This window comes from Pseudomonas sp. HP_12, from assembly GCF_055283955.1.
Genome location: NZ_JBTOQG010000001.1, coordinates 267,447 through 284,422 on the forward strand (window position 1 = coordinate 267,447; position 16,976 = coordinate 284,422).

General features: G+C 60.0%; 12 protein-coding genes. 5 read left to right on the top strand and 7 right to left on the bottom strand.

Features of this window, described 5'->3' with window-relative positions; translation table 11 throughout:
- Positions 1 to 193 precede the first annotated feature (193 nt).
- The gene (locus ACYASU_RS01160) at positions 194 to 1,681 is read right to left on the bottom strand and encodes a SulP family inorganic anion transporter (RefSeq protein ID WP_463581654.1); all 1,488 of its coding nucleotides are present in this window, start codon (positions 1,679 to 1,681) and stop codon (positions 194 to 196) included.
- Positions 1,682 to 2,233: 552 nt separating this feature from the next.
- On the opposite strand from ACYASU_RS01160, the gene ACYASU_RS01165 reads away from it, so the two are divergent.
- Together ACYASU_RS01165 and ACYASU_RS01170 are read left to right on the top strand one after the other, a co-directional pair.
- The gene (locus ACYASU_RS01165) at positions 2,234 to 4,000 is read left to right on the top strand and encodes a methyl-accepting chemotaxis protein (RefSeq protein WP_192174682.1); all 1,767 of its coding nucleotides are present in this window, start codon (positions 2,234 to 2,236) and stop codon (positions 3,998 to 4,000) included.
- Entirely contained in the window at positions 3,997 to 5,466 is a 1,470-nt protein-coding gene (locus ACYASU_RS01170; RefSeq protein WP_463581655.1) for a chemotaxis protein CheW, read from the top strand. The genes ACYASU_RS01165 and ACYASU_RS01170 overlap by 4 nt, the downstream gene beginning before the upstream one ends.
- Positions 5,467 to 5,522: 56 nt before the next feature.
- On the opposite strand, the gene ACYASU_RS01175 is transcribed toward ACYASU_RS01170, so the two are convergent.
- Positions 5,523 to 6,767, bottom strand: coding sequence for an acyl-CoA dehydrogenase family protein (locus tag ACYASU_RS01175; RefSeq protein WP_463581656.1), 1,245 nt, complete (start codon positions 6,765 to 6,767; stop codon positions 5,523 to 5,525).
- 399 nt (positions 6,768 to 7,166) lie between these two features.
- On the opposite strand from ACYASU_RS01175, the gene sfnG reads away from it, so the two are divergent.
- The gene (gene sfnG / locus ACYASU_RS01180; protein ID WP_463581657.1) at positions 7,167 to 8,267 is read left to right on the top strand and encodes a dimethylsulfone monooxygenase SfnG; all 1,101 of its coding nucleotides are present in this window, start codon (positions 7,167 to 7,169) and stop codon (positions 8,265 to 8,267) included.
- Here the strand turns inward: sfnG and ACYASU_RS01185 are convergent.
- Entirely contained in the window at positions 8,232 to 9,515 is a 1,284-nt protein-coding gene (locus tag ACYASU_RS01185) for an MFS transporter (RefSeq protein WP_463581658.1), read from the bottom strand. The two genes, sfnG and ACYASU_RS01185, sit on opposite strands and share 36 nt — an antisense overlap.
- 134 nt (positions 9,516 to 9,649) lie before the next feature.
- On the opposite strand from ACYASU_RS01185, the gene ACYASU_RS01190 reads away from it, so the two are divergent.
- Positions 9,650 to 10,108, top strand: coding sequence for a winged helix-turn-helix transcriptional regulator (locus ACYASU_RS01190; RefSeq protein ID WP_463581825.1), 459 nt, complete (start codon positions 9,650 to 9,652; stop codon positions 10,106 to 10,108).
- A 96-nt stretch (positions 10,109 to 10,204) separates the two neighbouring features.
- On the opposite strand, the gene ACYASU_RS01195 is transcribed toward ACYASU_RS01190, so the two are convergent.
- The 4 genes from ACYASU_RS01195 to araD1 form a co-directional block, all read right to left on the bottom strand.
- Positions 10,205 to 11,785, bottom strand: coding sequence for an aldehyde dehydrogenase (NADP(+)) (locus tag ACYASU_RS01195; RefSeq protein ID WP_463581659.1), 1,581 nt, complete (start codon positions 11,783 to 11,785; stop codon positions 10,205 to 10,207).
- A 128-nt stretch (positions 11,786 to 11,913) separates the two neighbouring features.
- Entirely contained in the window at positions 11,914 to 13,470 is a 1,557-nt protein-coding gene (locus ACYASU_RS01200; RefSeq protein WP_463581660.1) for a UxaA family hydrolase, read from the bottom strand.
- Between the two features lie 56 nt (positions 13,471 to 13,526).
- Entirely contained in the window at positions 13,527 to 14,846 is a 1,320-nt protein-coding gene (locus ACYASU_RS01205; protein ID WP_463581661.1) for an MFS transporter, read from the bottom strand.
- Between the two features lie 69 nt (positions 14,847 to 14,915).
- Entirely contained in the window at positions 14,916 to 15,914 is a 999-nt protein-coding gene (gene araD1 / locus ACYASU_RS01210; RefSeq protein WP_463581662.1) for an AraD1 family protein, read from the bottom strand.
- Between the two features lie 103 nt (positions 15,915 to 16,017).
- Between araD1 and ACYASU_RS01215 the strand changes: the two genes are divergently transcribed.
- Positions 16,018 to 16,962, top strand: a complete 945-nt coding sequence (locus ACYASU_RS01215) for a LysR family transcriptional regulator (protein WP_463581663.1) — start codon at positions 16,018 to 16,020, stop codon at positions 16,960 to 16,962.
- Positions 16,963 to 16,976 lie beyond the last annotated feature (14 nt).

Below are 16,976 nucleotides of genomic sequence, written 5' to 3' on the forward strand. Positions count from 1 at the left end.
GCGGGAGAGCGGCCGCCCACGGGCAGATCGTTCAGCATCTTCGGTATCGGCGCGGCGATGAAGTTCAACAGGTCGTTCGAACGGACGAACGCGCGTACCGCCGCATCGCCCCGGTGGCTTTCCGGACAACGGAGCATGGACGGGCGCTTGACGGGCGCTCCGCAGCCACAGCCACAGCTCGCATCGCGGGCCGTCAATGCCCCATCAGTGTATGAACGCTGCCCGGTTTGTCATGGATGCCGAAGCGGTCCACCAGGCTGGCAGTCGCCCGATTCATCCCGATCACGTCCACCTGCACGCCTTCACGGCGAAGCTTCAACACCACTTTGTCCAGAGCCGCGACTGCCGTAATGTCCCACAAGTGGGCCTCGCGCAGGTCAATGGCCAGCGTTGCCAATGGCTCCTTGAGATCAAAGGCCTTGGAGAACCGGTCCGATGAGGCGAAGAACACCTGGCCTGATACGTAGTAGGTGCGGTGACGATGTTCAGGGTCGCGGCTGGACGTGACCTCCAGGTCATGCCCGATCTTGTTGGCGAAGAACATCGCCGCGAGCAAGGTGCCGGCGATGACGCCGAACGCCAGGTTGTCTGTGGCAACGACGACCACCACCGTGACGATCATTACGATGTTGGTTGGAAGGGGGTGCGCCTTGAGGTTGCGGATGGAATCCCAGCTAAAGGTGCTGATGGACACCATGATCATGACCGCGACCAATGCTGCCATGGGAATGCGGGCCAGCCAGTCACCCAGGAAAACCATCATGATCAGCAGGGACACCCCTGCGCTCAGGGTCGACAAGCGGGTTCGGCCACCCGATTTCACGTTAATCATCGATTGCCCGATCATGGCGCAACCCGCCATGCCACCGATGAGACTGGCCGCGATGTTGGCGACACCCTGGCCTTTGCACTCACGGTTTTTATCGCTCCCCGTGTCGGTGAGGTCGTCGACGATGGTCGCTGTCATCATCGATTCGAGTAGCCCCACCACGGCCAGCGCGGCAGAGTAGGGCAGCACGATCAACAGTGTTTCCAGCGTCAGCGGGACATCCGGCCACATGAAAACCGGCAAGCTGTCGGGCAACGATCCCATGTCTCCCACTGTATGGATGCTCAGGCCCATGTTGATTGAAACAGCTGTGAGTACAACGATGCACACCAGCGGCGAAGGAAGCAGTTTCCCCAGCACGGGCAGGCGGGGGAAGAAGTAGATAATCGCCAGGCCTCCCGCGGTCATGGCATAAACCGGCCAGGTAACCCCGGTGAGCTCGGGGAGCTGCGCCATGAAGATCAGGATTGCCAGGGCATTCACAAAGCCGGTGACGACCGAGCGAGACACGAATCGCATCAGTTCGCCCAGCCGCAGGTAGCCAGCCATTATCTGCAGAACGCCACACACCAGGGACGCCACCAGCAGGTACTGAAGGCCATGGTCCTTGACCAGGTTCACCATCAACAACGCCATGGCGCCCGTGGCGGCGGAAATCATCGCGGGACGACCGCCAATGAAGGCGATGACCGTACAAATACAGAATGAGGCGTAAAGACCGACCTTGGGGTCGACGCCGGCAATGATGGAAAACGCAATGGCCTCGGGGATGAGGGCCAGCGCCACCACCAGGCCGGCAAGGACATCCGCCCTGATGTTTGATAACCAGGCGGTTTTGATAGGTTCGCGCATGTATTTACCCATAGCAGGCACGGCATGAGGCCCAGCGCCAAACGCTGAGGCATGCAGGTGCGTCTGTAATCAATAGAGTTTTTGGGGTCGCCGCGACGATCAATCAGGCACGGCAGAATTAGACCGCAATCAGGGGGCGGTCAGCGTGTTGCGAGGGGGGCGTAGCGCTAAGGCGGCGTAGGCAGCCAGAGGGACAAAGACACGGTGTCTCCTTCAATGTGCTTCAAAAAGCCAGTGAATGTTAAAGGCCTGCCGAGGCACCCTACAACCCCCGCCGGTCGACTTGCCGAGGTACAACGTTGTACATGCATAAATAAATGTACAACCCGGGCTCAAGTTCATCCCATCCGCAGCCGATGCGAATAGGCCAGCACGCACGTTTTGTACTGGCCAGGCCCGCCGATTGTTGCCTGGCCAGCGAACAACGCAAGCCGAGTTTCCCCGAGCTTCATCTCAGGCGACGCTCTCGAACGCTGGAAAGTGAATAGCTGCTGCTTGTTACTTTCAGGGAAGGAACCCCGCCCATCCAACTCCAATTAGCGGACCTGCCCCATGAACAACCGATCAAACCCTGCTGCCGAACTTGCCCAGGCCGGCGCTGACTTGAACTCCCTCCTGAGCGCCATCGACCGCTCCCAGGCCGTCATCGAATTCGACCTGCAGGGCAACGTGCTGTACGCCAACCAGAACTTCCTCGATTGCATGGGTTACGAAATCGAGGAAATTCGTGGGCGCCATCACCGGCTGTTTTGCATGCCCGACTATGCGACCAGCAAGGAATACCTGATGTTCTGGGAGAAGCTGGGCACCGGTAAATTTGACGCCGGTCAGTACCAGCGTCAGGCCAAGGACGGGCGCCAGATCTGGCTGCAGGCTACCTACAACCCGGTAATGGACAACAACGGCAAGCCTTTCAAAATCGTCAAATTTGCCAGCGACGTCACGGAAGTGCGCAATCGCAATGCCGAATGGGAAAGCAAAATCGCTGCAATCGAGCGCTCCCAGGCGTTGATCGAGTTCACGCCTGAAGGTTATGTGTTGAACGCCAACAGCAAGTTTCTCGCGGCCATGGGTTACAGCCTGGAAGAAGTCGTGGGCCAACATCACCGCATGTTCTGTGAACCCGAATACGCGGCTTCTCTGGCTTACCGCGAGTTCTGGGAGAAACTCGGCAAGGGGGAATACGACTCCAACGAGTACAAGCGCCTGAGCAAGGACGGTCGGGATGTGTGGATTCAAGCGTCCTACAACCCGATTCTTGATGCCCAGGGGCAGACCTACAAGATCGTCAAGTTCGCCACCGACGTCACCGAGACCAAACTGCGGACGATGGAGCACGAAGGCAAGGTCAACGCCATCAACCGCGCCCAGGGCGTGATCGAATTCGACCTGAGCGGCAATATTCTCTCGGCCAACGCTAACTTTCTGGATCTGGTGGGTTACCGGATGGAGGAATTGAAGGACCGCCATCACTCGCTGTTCTGTGAACCCGAGTACGTCAAGACCACGCCTTATCGTGAGTTCTGGGGCGCCCTGAGCAGCGGCAAGTTCTTCACAGGTCGCTTCATGCGCATCAGCAAATACGGGCAGAAAATATGGATTCAGGCCACCTACAATCCTGTGTTCAACGCGGTGGGGCAACCCTACAAGGTGGTCAAGTTCGCCACCGACATTACCGCCCAGGTCGAGCTGGAAGAAGCCATTGAAGCCAAGACCCAGGCCATGGATGAGTCAGTCACCCGCCTGATGCAGGCCATTGCCGAAGTGGTCAAAACCACCGGCGACGCCAACGATCAGGCACGCATTACCCAGGATGAAGCCCAGCGCGGTTCCCAGACCCTCAACGAGGCGTCGGCGGCGATGGACACCATTGGCAAATCGGCAGAGGACATCCAGGAAATCATTGAGGTGATCAGTACGATCGCCGGCCAGACCAACATGCTCGCGTTCAACGCAGCGATCGAAGCGGCACGGGCCGGTGAACATGGACTGGGCTTTTCAGTGGTGGCGGATGAAGTGCGCAAGCTGGCTGAAAAATCCTCCCAGGCCACTACCAAAATCAACAAACTGATTCAGGAGACGGTGCGCCGCATCAATTCCGGCAGCGAGATCTCCCGCAGCGCGGGCAGTGCGTTCGAGCGGATCGTGGCCGGTGTCGAAAAAACCAATGGCGCGATGACGACCATCGGCGCGGCCACTCAGGAACAGCATCATCTGGCTGAGCGGGTAGCCGAACTGATCGGCGAGCTCAACCGTATCAAGCTGGCGACCGGGTTGGGCAAAGGCCTGAGCGTGCCAGGCCAGGTTGAAAGCCTGTGAGCGACGCCCTGGCTTTTGGGGTCGTCAAGATTGCCGGGCTGGAAGTCGCGATCGACGCCCACGCACTGGAACAGGTGATCAACTGGCCCGCCCGGCTGCAGCCTCACCCGCAGCAAGGCGGCGCGCTGCTCGGCATGTTCAGCCTGCGCGGGAGGGCGCTGCCGCTGATCGAACTGCGGTCGTTGCTCGGTGAGCATGACGTCTCCTCTCACGATCCGCTGGAGATGGTCGCCATCGTCAATCATCAAGGTCGACGCCTGGGCATTGCGGTCAGCGGCGTCAGTGATGTGATGAAGGTCGAGCCGCGAAATCTGTGCCGGCTCAGCGGAGAGGGCACCGCGGTTGCGCTGCTGCCCGAACTCGCGCTGCTGGACAGTGAGCGAATGATCTACCGGCTCGATCTGCAAGCACTGTGCGGCTTGCCCCAGGTCTTGACTGCGCACTCCTGGGATGTAAACCAGGAGAAGCAGGTTCAGGACCCCGCCCGAGAGCTGCATCACTTGCTGTTGTTCGAGTGCGAAGGAAAGCGCTACGCCGTGGACGCGAAGGCGATCACCGAGCTGGTGGACCGACCGGAGATGCTGCCCAGCAAGCTGGGGGGCGACTATTGCCTGGGCGTGGTGAACCGGCGTGGCGTGGATGTGCCTGCCTTGAACCTGAACCGGATACTGGGCATTGAATGCCCGGCGACTGAGCAGGCGTGCAACCAGACCCAATTGCTGGTGTTGACCTCGCGGGAAGGCTATCGCATCGGTCTGACCTATGACCGAATGATCTCGATCGTGCGCAAGCGTGCTCATGAAATCCTGCCGTTGCCGCGTTATGGGTTACGGGAGCCCGCGCTCTTTGCCGGTGTCGTCGGCCTGGAAAACGGAGAACAGGCGCTGTTGCTGGAACATCGCGCGCTGGTGGAGCGACAGGAGACGCTCAGTTTCGCCCGGATCTACCAGACCAGTCCGCCGAGCCAGGATGCGCTCGCCTCTCGTCTCGCGCAGATGAACCAGACGTGCCTGGTGTTCCAGGCCTCTCAGCCGTTCGTGGTTCCGCTGGACCAAGTGCTGGAAATCCTGGATATGCCTGAGCACTTTGTCCGCTTCGCGCAACAGGAAACCCATTTGTTGGGCAGTTTCAATTTACGTGGCGAACAGATTCCGCTGGTCTGCCTGAGCAGTCTGATAGAAGGCGGAACGCCTCCCGACAATAGGCTGGAGCGGGTACTGCTGGTCAAGGGCGAGCTTAATAGCTTCGGGCTGGTGGTCAACCGGACCGACTCCATTGAAACCTTCACCCACCCGGCCTCCGAGCATCCCGAGGGTTGGGAGCAGAGCGTCAGAGTCAGGGGTTCGGTCAACGACCGCCTGCGCAGCCTGGTGAGCATCGGCAAGGGTGATCAGGTGCGCTGGATGACGCTGATCAATCTGAGCAACGTCGTCAGGGGATTGGAGATGACCGGTACGCAGGAATAGACGGGCCGCCTCGCGGGCTGAGCAGAATACGTTCGGGGTTTGGGGTGGGTCGCCGTTTATTGCGGCCTGGCCTCCGGCTCTCCCTGCCCGATTTGCCAGACATAGGGTGGCTCGGTGCCGTTGATACTCCAGTCACCTACGATCTTCGCCTTGTAAATGAGCGGGTTATGGGACGCGACGGTCCGCGCGTTACGCCAGTGTCGATCCAGGGCTTTATTGACGCTGATGCCTGAGGCGCCGAGCGCATTGAACAGGTCGGTAGCGGCTCGCAGAATGAGGTCAGAGACGACGACCTGTGCTTTCGCCGCTTCGATTTCTGCTGCAATGTTTGCCGTTCGCTCTGCCTCGGGGTTCCCCGAAAAGCGAGCTTCATAGGCTTGCTGCAACGGTCTTGCAGAGCGAAGAGTGGTGGCCTGTGCAGCGTAAACCTGAGCGGAAATTTGGCCCACCACCTGCTGGATCTGGACATCGGCGCTGACGCGGCTGGCATTACCGTGGCTGTAAACGCGTGTGCGCTCGCGGATCTGCTGGGTAATGTCGCGTTCTATAGCCCGACCTGTGCCCGCCAATACCGCCAGCAACACCAGTTGGTAGAACGCGGTTTGATATTTGAAACGGTTTTCGAAGGGGATGATGTGTGTAGCGGGAACTGGAACGTTATTGAACACTGAGGTCCCACTGCCTGTAGTGCGCTGGCCGAAACCGTCCCAGTCATCGCTTAGTAGTACGCCGGCGTGATGGGCATCCACCACTGCAATTACGTCGGCACCATTGTCCGAGCGCTGCGCGTACACATCGATCCAGTCTGAAAACAGACTGCCGGTGCTGTAGTACTTTTTCCCGCTCAACAGAAACTGCGCTCCGTCCGGAATCGCTTTGGTGATGACTTCACCGAGCTTCACAGTGCCTGTTTCTGTCCAGGCGTTGCCCACCAGATCGCCTTCAACGAAGCGCCGAAACCATGTGTCGCGTTCCGCCGTCGGGGGCGAATGCAGTTGATCTTCCACGAAGGCGAAGTGGCCGCGCAGGGATTGCGGAATGTTGGAGTCGGCTTCAGCCAGTTCGATCAGCAGTTGGAACAGTTGCTCAACAGACGCGCCGGCGCCGCCATATTCCCTGGGCACCCGAACAGCACCGAACCCGGCCTGTTTGAGCCACTTGATGGGTTCGTAGGGAAGGGTACGAGCCTGTTCTCGCTCAAGGCTGCCAGCAGCAATCTGCTGGAACAACGGTCGAAAACGACTGGCGAGCGCTTCGTAGTCGGTACCCAGAGAAAGCGGATTGTTCAGCGCGTCAGGCATGGGAAACTCCCGTGAGGATAAGAGCCGTCCAGTGCTGGCGGCTTTGTTACACCCTCTTTGCATGCTCCATGCCGGACCCTAAATGGCCGATTAATCAGGGTTGATGCGTTGAATTCACGGACGCTGCTGTTGATGCATCAACAGTTGTGCTGTTTGGCTGGCTGCTCCGCGACAGCGTTTCGCCGCGTGCGCTAAAGACAACTGTTGGTCTGGAAACACCTGTTCAGCAAAGCGTTGTTTGCCAGGCGTCAGGTAAACACATGGCCGGGCCGTAACTTATTGAGAAGGCTAGGTATGAACAGCTGGCACAGTTGCTGCTATTTCCTTGTCAGGCAAGTGGGCACAGCGTACTTGGCGACCACGCCGGGCGGCTTGCTTGCTCTATTTGGAGATCGGTAGATGAGTCAGAACGCAATTAAATTCGCATACTGGGTACCCAACGTCAGCGGCGGTTTGATCGTCAGTAAAATCGAGCAGCGCACCCACTGGGGCATCGAATACAACCGCAAGCTCGCGCAAATTGCCGAGCAATCGGGTTTTGAGTACGGGCTCACGCAAATCCGTTTCACCGCCGGATACGGCGCCGATAACCAGCATGAGTCTGTTGCGTTCAGCCATGCATTGCTGGCGGCGACCGAGAAACTCAAGGTGATTGCCGCCATCCTTCCCGGGCCCTGGACGCCCGCCGTGGTTGCCAAGCAACTGGCGACAATCGATCAACTCACGGCCGGCCGTGTGGCGATCAACATCGTCAGTGGCTGGTTCAAAGGTGAATTCCAGGCCATTGGCGAACCATGGCTGGAGCATGACGAGCGCTACCGTCGTTCGGAAGAGTTCATCCAGGCGTTGAAAGGGGTCTGGACAACCGACAATTTCACCTTCAAAGGCGATTTCTATCGCTTCCACAATTACACACTGCGTCCGAAACCGATTCAGCAGCCCCATCCTGAAATCTTTCAGGGCGGCAGTTCCCGCGCGGCCCGGGACATGGCTGCACGCGTCTCCGACTGGTACTTCACCAATGGCAACACGGTAGAAGGTATCAAGGCGCAGGTGGATGATATTCGCGCGAAGGCAGCGGCCAACGGGCATTCAGTGAAGATCGGGGTCAATGCCTTCATCATCGCTCGCGAAACCGAAGAGCAAGCGCGCGCGGTGCTCCAGGAAATCATCGATCAGGCTGACCCGGAAGCCGTGAATGCCTTCGGCGATGCGGCAAAACAGGCCGGTAAGGCCAGTCCTGAAGGTGAGGGTAATTGGGCCAAATCCACGTTTGAAGACCTGGTTCAATACAACGACGGGTTTAAAACGAATCTGATTGGAACGCCGAAGCAAATTGCGGAGCGCATTGTGGCGCTGAAAGCCGTGGGCGTGGATCTGGTGCTCTCTGCATTTCTGCACTTTCAGGAGGAAGTCGCTTATTTCGGTGAACACGTACTGCCACTTGTACGGGAGCTGGAAGCTTCACATCAGACTGTTTCTGCGGCTCAAAGCGCCTGAGTTACGGGTCACGAACCACAGGATCAGCGCGGCGGCGCTGATGCAGGCGCCAAGCAGGCTCACCGCGTCCCATCCCCAGCGCGCATAGGCCTGGGTTGCAGCCACCGCGCCTGAGGCGCTGCCTATCGAGTAGAAACACATGTAAGCCCCGACCATGCGACTTTGCGCATCGGGGCGCGCCGCGAAGATCAGATTCTGACTGGTGACATGGACCGCCTGGACGGCGAAGTCGAGCAGGATCACGCCGCAGACGAAGGCCAGCAGTGACGTCTGCGCAAAGCTGATGGGTAACCAGGAAAACGTCAGCACGCCCAGCGCAACGCCGGTGACTCGCTGCCCCAGACCTTGATCGGCCCAGCGTCCTGCTCGCCTGGCGGCAAGCGCACCTGCCACTCCCGCCAGACCGAACAGACCAATGACCGTGTGCGAAAGCGAGAGCGGCGGGGCGCTCAAGGGCATGACCATCGCCGTCCACAACACAGAAAACGCCGCGAAGATGAGCAGAGCCAGCACCCCGCGTATTCTCAACACCGGCTCGCTGATCATCAGCGTGAAAACCGACCCGATCAGTTTCAGGTAGGTGCCTGAGCCGCGGGGCGATGGGGAGTCAGGCAAGCCTTTCCATAGCACTGCGCAGAGCGTGAGCATCAAGCCCGAGGACACGAAATACACCGCACGCCAGCCCGCCAGATCCGCAACGATGCCTGAAGCAAAACGCGCCATAAGAATCCCCAGCACAATCCCGCTGGTGACCCTGCCAACGATCTGCCCCCGTTGTGACGGCGCTGCAAGGACGGCGGCATAGGCGACCAGCACCTGAACGACCACTGCCATCAAACCCACGACGATCAAGGCCCCCAGTAGCGCCAGCCAGGACGGCGCCGCGCCGACTGCCGCAAGCGCAATGGCCGATATAGCTGTCTGACTCAGCACCAGCCTTTTGCGATTGACCAGATCACCCAACGGGACGATGAGCAGCAAACCCAGCGCATAACCGGCTTGAGTCGCCGTGACAACGACACCGATCAGTCCTGCGTCAACGGCCAGACTCTCGGCCATGGCGTCGAGCAGGGGCTGGGCGAAATAAACGTTGGCAACCGCCAGCGCACAAGTGACCGATAACAAAAGCGTGAGCCACGCCGATACCGTCGGTTCTTGGGGGATGACGTCCGGACTCCGATGCGGCCTGGATTGCGGTGGACACGACGGGGACAATCCTTCCGGTGTCGACTTATTATTCTCTGTCATAACTCGCTCCTTGCCGGTAGACTGGTTGCAATGTGCAACCTGAATGGATTCTGGCTTAATCCTGTTTCAGTTTGCAACCAGATTTTCAGGAGTTACGCAGTGCTTCACATGCCTCACCGTTCGGAAGGTAAATGATGATCGACCACGATTCGTCACACCGGCACGAGTGCCCGGTTGCGAGAGCTTCGGAGGTCATCGGTGATCGATGGTCGTTGCTCATCATCCGCGACGCGTTCGACGATATACGTCGATTCAGCGAGTTTCAAAAGAGCCTGGGCGTGGCCAAGAATATTCTGGCTGCGCGCTTGAAGGCGTTGGTTGAAGTCGGGGTGTTTGAGATTTGCCCTGCGTCCGATGGCAGCGCCTACAAGGAATACGTCCTCACCGAAAAAGGACGTGAAATATTTCCGATAGTGGTCAGCCTGCGTCAGTGGGGCGAACGTTTTCAGTTTGCACCCCATGAAACCCGCTCAGTGCTGCTGGACAACGCAACCGGTCAGCCGGTGATGAGGATGGCGGTTCAATCTGCGAGTGGCGAAACGCTTGGGCCATCTGATTGCTATCGGATCAGAGTCACGCCTGACGATGTTTGAATCTGGAAAACAGCGCGTCGTACCATCAGTTGGGCCGAACCGCTGACAGAAACCGCTCGAATCAGGCAGTTTTTTATGGCTCCGTCGACCTACCTGTCACAGCGCTCCATTCGTATGCTGCCCATCCACCAACCGCCGAATCCCCAACGGGTTGGCGTCTTGAAGTGCGGGTGGCAGCAGATCGTCCGGGTAGTTCTGGAAACACACCGGGCGCAGGAAGCGGTCAATGGCCAATGTCCCCACCGATGTTCCGCGGGCGTCTGACGTCGCCGGGTACGGCCCGCCATGCACCATCGTCTCGGTGACTTCCACGCCGGTCGGATAGCCATTCAACAGAATCCGGCCGACCTTCTCCTGGAGAAACTCGGTCAGCCAGCGGTATTCCAGCAGATCTTCCGCTTCACCGAGGACGGTGGCGGTCAACTGTCCGCGCAGGCCATTGAGCGCTGCGGCCAGTTGCGCCTGATCGGCGACTTCGATGACGATCGTGGCTGGCCCGAATACTTCTTCCTGGAGCAGTTCGTCACCGGTGAGCAGCAGGCTGACGTCGGCTTTGAACAACTGCGGTTGAGCCTGATTACCCTGTTGCGGACTCCCCGCCAGATGCTCCACGCCGGGATGAGCGAGCAAGTGTTGCAGGCCCTTGCTGTAGCTGGCGAGGGCGCCGACGTTGAGCATGGTCTGCGCCGGTTGATCGTTCATCTGCGCAGCGAAGCGGGCCAGGAACGCCGAGAAATCGGCCGACTGCACGCCGACGATCAGCCCGGGATTGGTGCAGAACTGCCCGCAACCCAAGGTCACGGAACCCGCGAGCTCCTTGGCAATGGTGTCGCCACGCACCTTGAGGGCCTCCGGCAGGATGATCACCGGGTTGATGCTCGACATCTCGGCAAACACCGGAATCGGCTGGGGACGCTCCGCCGCCATCTTGCACAAGGCGTTGCCGCCTTTGAGGGAGCCGGTGAACCCCACGGCTTGAATCGATGGATGCTTGACCAACCACTCGCCGACCCCGCCGCCATAAATCATGTTGAACACACCCGCGGGCATACCGCTGCGCTCGGCGGCGCGCATGATCGCGTCTGCGACCCATTCGGCGGTGGCCATGTGGCCGCTGTGCGCCTTGAACACCACCGGGCAACCCGCCGCCAGAGCGGAAGCGGTGTCTCCCCCGGCAGTGGAGAATGCGAGGGGAAAGTTGCTCGCACCGAACACGGCGACCGGGCCCACAGCGATCCGGAACTGACGCAAATCGGGGCGGGGCAGGGGTTTACGATCCGGCAAAGGCCGGTCAATTCGCGCGCCGTAAAAGTCACCGCGACGCAGCACGTTGGCGAACAGGCGCATTTGCCCACTGGTGCGAGCACGCTCGCCCTGGATACGCCCGGCAGGCAACGCCGTCTCACGGCAGACGGTGCTGACGAAGTCGTCCCCCAAGGCATCCAGCTCGTCGGCGATGCTGTCCAGGAATTCAGCGCGGCAGAACGCCGGCAGATGGCGGTAAATCGGGTAGGCAGCGCTGGCCGCCCTGGCTGCCGCGTCGACTTCGTCTCGGGTCGCCTGGGTGAAATGGCCGGGGAGGGCCTCGTTTGTGGTCGCATCGAAACTTTGCAGCTGCACACTGCCAGCGCCGAGTCGCTGTCCACCGATGTAGTTCAGACCGAGCATCTGAGTCATGTCAGGTTTCCTGTTTAAATGAGTAATGAATCTGCGAGACGGGAAGCCCGCTAAATGAAGCGGCTCCGCGTCGTGCTGGACGACGGGAGCCCGCGTGTCGAAGGGGATGCAAAAGGGGATGCGAAGTCTTAAGTGATGGCGCCGATCTGCCACGGTACGAACTCGTTCTGGCCATAGCCATGCTGTTCGCTTTTGCTTTTGTCACCCGAGGCGATGCGCAGCATCATGCGGAAGATGTACTCGCCGCGTTCTTCGATGGTCATGGAGCCGTCGGCGATTCCGCCGCAGTTGACGTCCATGTCTTCTTCCTGGGTTTCCCAGAGACGGTTGTTGGTGGCGAGCTTGATGGACGGCGAGGGCGCACAGCCATACGCCGAACCGCGCCCCGTGGTGAAGGCAATCAGATTGGCGCCGCCGGCGACCTGGCCGGTGGCGGAGATCGGGTCGTAGCCGGGGGTGTCCATGAACACCAGGCCGTGCGCCCTGACGGTTTCAGCGTATTCGTAGACATCCACCAGATCGGTGGAGCCCGCCTTGGCGACGGCACCCAGCGACTTCTCCAGAATGGTGGTCAAGCCTCCGGCTTTGTTGCCCGCAGAAGGGTTGTTGTTCAGCTCGGCGTCCATTCGCTTGCAATAGGCCTCCCACCAGTGGATACGGGCGATGAGCTTTTCACCGACCGTCTGGCTGACGGCGCGACGGGTCAGCAGGTGTTCGGCGCCGTAGACCTCTGGCGTTTCCGACAGAATCGCGGTGCCGCCAGCTGCCACCAGGCGATCGACCGCATTGCCCAAGGCCGGGTTGGCCGTGATGCCCGAGTAGCCATCCGATCCACCACATTGCAGGCCGATGATCAGGTGCCTGGCGCTGACGGGTTCGCGTTTGACGTTGTTGGCTTCTGCCAGCAGTGACTTCACTTGGGCGATGCCACTGGCAATGGTTTTCGACGTGCCGCCGGTGCCCTGAATGGTGAACGTGCGAAGCGAATGGCTGCTGGTGAGGCCCTGCGCGGCCAGCAGATCGGATATCTGGTTGGTCTCGCAACCCAGGCCGATCATCAGGACCGAGGCAAAGTTCGGGTGAACGGCATAGCCCCCCAACGTCCTGCGCAACATGGCCAGTGCCTCGCCACCCGGGTCGACAGCGCAGCCCACGCCGTGGGTGAGCGCGACGACGCCGTCGACGTTGGGGTATTCAACCAGCGCCTCAGGGTGAATGTCGCGGCGAAAGTAGTCGGCAATCGCCCGCGCCACAGTCGCGGAACAATTGACCGACGTCAGAATGCCGATGTAATTGCGAGTAGCCACACGGCCATCGGCGCGCACGATACCCATGAAGGTCTCTGCGGTCGGGGCGGGGCTGCCCTTGGCGTCGACACCGAACGCGTAGTCCCGCGAGAAATCGCTTATGGCGACGTTGTGGACGTGGACGTGTTGTCCCGCTTCGATGGGCTGGCTCGCGAAGCCGATAATCTGGCCGTAGCGGCGCACGGGTTGGCCCACGTCGATATGGCGCGCCGCGACTTTGTGACCGGAAGGCACAGGCTCAAGCACCTCGATACCTTCGGCTTGAAGCACCAGACCTTTGACCAGTGGTTGCCGCGCGATCAACACATCGTCCAGCACGTTGAGTCTGATCACGGCATTGGCAGCGGTTGCACTGCCTGTTGTAGTTATGAGCTGCATGACGATTGCCTCGGTTTATTCAGTGAGCGCAATGGGAGTGGAGCGTGCAGGGCAGGTCAGGCCAGTCCACGCTCGCGGTAATCGATCAGGCTGGAGAACAGCATCAGCCCGGATGCCATGACGACGAAGAAGATCAGCGCCAGGAAGTACGAACCGGTGTACTGCACGATCAGGCCAATCAGGATGGGCACAATCACGCCGACCATATTCCCGCAGAAGTTCATGCTGCCGCCCAACACACCCGCTTTGGACTGGCCGCCGAGGATCGCGGGCAGGCACCAGTACATGCCGCACCAGCGAATGAAAAACAGCGCGACGCACAGCAGCGAGATGACAGCGATGGCGTCGCCGGTATAAGCCACGGCGAGAATGCATAGGGCGGCAATGGCTGCGGAGCCTGCGAACATGCTGCGCATGACCGTGTTGGGTTGACCGCCGGCCGCTTTCCATTTGTCCGCCACCCAGCCGCCAAACAGTTCGCCGATGAACCCGCACATGAAGATCAGAAAGGTCGCGCCGCCCATGGCCTTGATGTCCAGGTTATGGGCCTGGTGCAAGTAGCTCGGCATCCAGGTCAGCAGGCCGTAAAACACGCTGTTGTAGCAAGCGAAGCCCGCGAACATGGCCAGCACGGAACGGCTCTTGAGCAATTCCTTGAGGATCGCCTTGCGCCCGCCCGTGGCTTTTCTGGCCGCCTCATTGGCGTCAGTGATGTACGCGAGCTCCGCGGCATTGACCTTGGGGTGTTCACTGGGGTGGTTTCTGATGTACCACCACGCCCAGACGCCTACGACCATGGTGCCGACGCCGGCGATGACGAATGCGATCCGCCAGGAGCCAAACCAGGTGATCAATCCCGCGATGAGGATGGCGCCCAATGCAGTGCCCAGCGGTGCGCCGCCATCGACGAGGGTCGCACCGCGTCCGCGCTCATTGGGCGTGAGCCAGGCGCCGTTGAGCTTGGCCCCGGCCGGCATGATCGGTGACTCTGCGACACCCAGGCCGATGCGCGTAATGAGCAGCGTGATCCAGTTGTGCGCGCCGCCGGCCAAGGCCTGAAACAGGCCCCAGCCAATGGTGGCGATGCCGACAATGTTGCGGGTCTGAAAACGGTCGAGCAGCATGCCGCCAGGGATCTGCATCAGCGCATACGACCAGAAAAACGCGCTGAGCATCAAACCTTCCAGCGCCGGCGTCATGTTGAAATCAGCGGAGATCAACGGCAGCGCAACGGACAGCGAAGCCCGGTCGATGTAGTTGATGGCCGACAGGAGCAGCAGAAGCAGGAATATCCTCCACCGCACCGTGGTGGGACGGGCGCTCGCGGCACTCGTCGAAGCAGCAGGCGTAACGGCCTGTACATTGCCAGTGGTCATGTTCATCTCACTCTTATGTTTATTATGAAATGCATCCGTTGCTAAGGGCCCGGTGCAGGGCCTGACCCTTCAGAGCGATCTTGTTTCTCCAACATTGAACGCTGAGTCGACGACTTCGAAGGAGTTGCACAGGGGTTTTCCGAACTCCTCCATGCTGATCTCGAACCGATCACCCGGCTGAGTTTTGACGTTGTCTGCAACCGACAGGGTGGCCGTGCCGAAGAAGTGCACATGCACATCGCCCGGGCGCATGAACTGGGTGTACTTGAAGTGGTGGTATTCCAGATTCTCCAGGCTGTGGCACATGTTGTCCTCGCCGCTGAGAAACTCTTTTTCCCATAACACATTGCCGTCGCGCCAGATCCGGCTGGTGCCCGCCAGGTGTCGGGGCAGATCACCGACGCGCAGCTCTGGCCCGTAGGCGCAGTTGCGCAGCTTGGAGTGGGCCAGGTACAGGTAATTGCGACGCTCCATGACATGGTCGGAGAACTCGTTGCCTAAGGCGAAGCCCAGGCGGTAAGGCGTGCCGTCATGGCCGATGACGTAGAGGCCGGTCAGCTCGGGTTCTTCGCCCGCATCTTCAGCGAAGCCCGGCGACTGGAACGCTTGGTTCGGGCGTACCACAATCGAGCCGTCGCCTTTGTAGAACCACTCTGGCTGAGCGCCCACGGTGCCGGCCGCCGGACGGCCGCCGTCGATCCCCCACTGGAACATCCGCGCGGTGTCCGTCATCTCAGCCTGATTGTCGGCTTTTTCCTGGTGCATTTTGTCGCGAGTCGAAGCGCTTCCCAGGTGAGTCAGGCCAGTGCCGCTGATCAGGCAATGGGCCGGGTCTTCATGGTCCAGTGGCGGCAGGACGCGGTGGGTTTCCAGCAGCCGGGTATAACCTTCGGCATACAGTGAGGTGCCCGCGCTTTGAACTTCCTGCTGCAGGCTGTGGCCATTGGTAATGGCGGCGAGGGCAAGGGTGCGCGTGCTGGATGTGCCGTTGACCACCTGAATCGAGTCGCCCTCGACCACGCCAACACGACGCTGGCCCGTGGAATCTTCAAACTGGATTAAACGCATGGTGAGGCCTCGGCTTGTTGTTATGGTTGAGGCCACTTTAAATTTCCAGCCTGCTGCTGCCTAATGAGAGTTACGACCCAAGCGATAACCTTTAGGTATACCCATGCTGCCGTCCTTCTCATCCATGGTGTCTCGCCTGCGACTCAAGCAGCTGCGCCTGTTGATTGCCCTCGACGAGCATGGCTCGGTGCGCAAGGCGTCCGAGATCATGGCGCTGTCGCAACCGGGCGCCACCAAGGCGTTGCAGGAAATCGAGACGGTTTTCGGTTCCAGCCTCTTCGAGCGCACGAGCAAGGGTCTGGAGGCCAACGATCTTGGCCGCTGCGTGATTCGTTATGCCCGTTTGATTCAAACCGACCTTGAGCACCTTCGCGAAGAAATGGTCGGCATCCTGAAAGGACAAGGCGGGCGTCTGGCCATCGGCACGATCATGGGGGCCGTGCCGACGCTGGTGGACAGCCTGGCGCGACTGCGTGACAAACAGCCGGAGTTGTCAATTTCCATCGTCGAAGACACCAGTTCGCGGTTGTTGAGCTTGCTGGATCAGGGAAGGCTGGACGTTGCGATCTGCCGAACCAGCGTGAGCCCGCGTCCGGGCGCTTATCAAACCCGCTTCCGCGCACAGGAACCGCTGGTGGTGGTGGCGAATCCGGCGCATCGCCTGGCACATGCGCCGAAGCTGCAGTTGGACGACTTGATGGACAGCCGCTGGGTAGTCTTCCCGGTCAACATGCCCATGCGCCTGACCTTGGAGCGCGAGTTTCGCCAGGTGGGGCTGAGCTTTCCGCTTTACGCGATCGAAACCTCGTCGACCTTCACGACGTTGTCGCTGCTGCTCAAGGATCCGAATCTGGTGGCCGTCATGCCGAACGACGTCGCTCAAATGGCGGTGGAGCACGGTATGTTGGTGAAGCTGGCGCTGACGATTCAGTCCACTAGCGAGCCTTATGAGATTGTGACGCGATCGAATGTCGAGTACACGGCGTCGATGGTGTTGCTGATTGAAGAGATGACGGGGGTGGGGTTGGATTCTTCACTCAAGCATTGATCACCGCAGCCGAA

Excerpts from the sequence above, each read along its gene's own strand:
- ACYASU_RS01160 (WP_463581654.1), bottom strand. The coding sequence starts at position 1,681 with ATGCGCGAACCTATCAAAACCGCCTGGTTATCAAACATCAGGGCGGAT.
- ACYASU_RS01165 (WP_192174682.1), top strand. The coding sequence starts at position 2,234 with ATGAACAACCGATCAAACCCTGCTGCCGAACTTGCCCAGGCCGGCGCT.
- ACYASU_RS01175 (WP_463581656.1), bottom strand. The coding sequence starts at position 6,767 with ATGCCTGACGCGCTGAACAATCCGCTTTCTCTGGGTACCGACTACGAA.
- sfnG (WP_463581657.1), top strand. The coding sequence starts at position 7,167 with ATGAGTCAGAACGCAATTAAATTCGCATACTGGGTACCCAACGTCAGC.
- ACYASU_RS01185 (WP_463581658.1), bottom strand. The coding sequence starts at position 9,515 with ATGACAGAGAATAATAAGTCGACACCGGAAGGATTGTCCCCGTCGTGT.
- ACYASU_RS01190 (WP_463581825.1), top strand. The coding sequence starts at position 9,650 with ATGATCGACCACGATTCGTCACACCGGCACGAGTGCCCGGTTGCGAGA.
- ACYASU_RS01195 (WP_463581659.1), bottom strand. The coding sequence starts at position 11,785 with ATGACTCAGATGCTCGGTCTGAACTACATCGGTGGACAGCGACTCGGC.
- ACYASU_RS01200 (WP_463581660.1), bottom strand. The coding sequence starts at position 13,470 with ATGCAGCTCATAACTACAACAGGCAGTGCAACCGCTGCCAATGCCGTG.
- ACYASU_RS01205 (WP_463581661.1), bottom strand. The coding sequence starts at position 14,846 with ATGACCACTGGCAATGTACAGGCCGTTACGCCTGCTGCTTCGACGAGT.
- araD1 (WP_463581662.1), bottom strand. The coding sequence starts at position 15,914 with ATGCGTTTAATCCAGTTTGAAGATTCCACGGGCCAGCGTCGTGTTGGC.
- ACYASU_RS01215 (WP_463581663.1), top strand. The coding sequence starts at position 16,018 with ATGCTGCCGTCCTTCTCATCCATGGTGTCTCGCCTGCGACTCAAGCAG.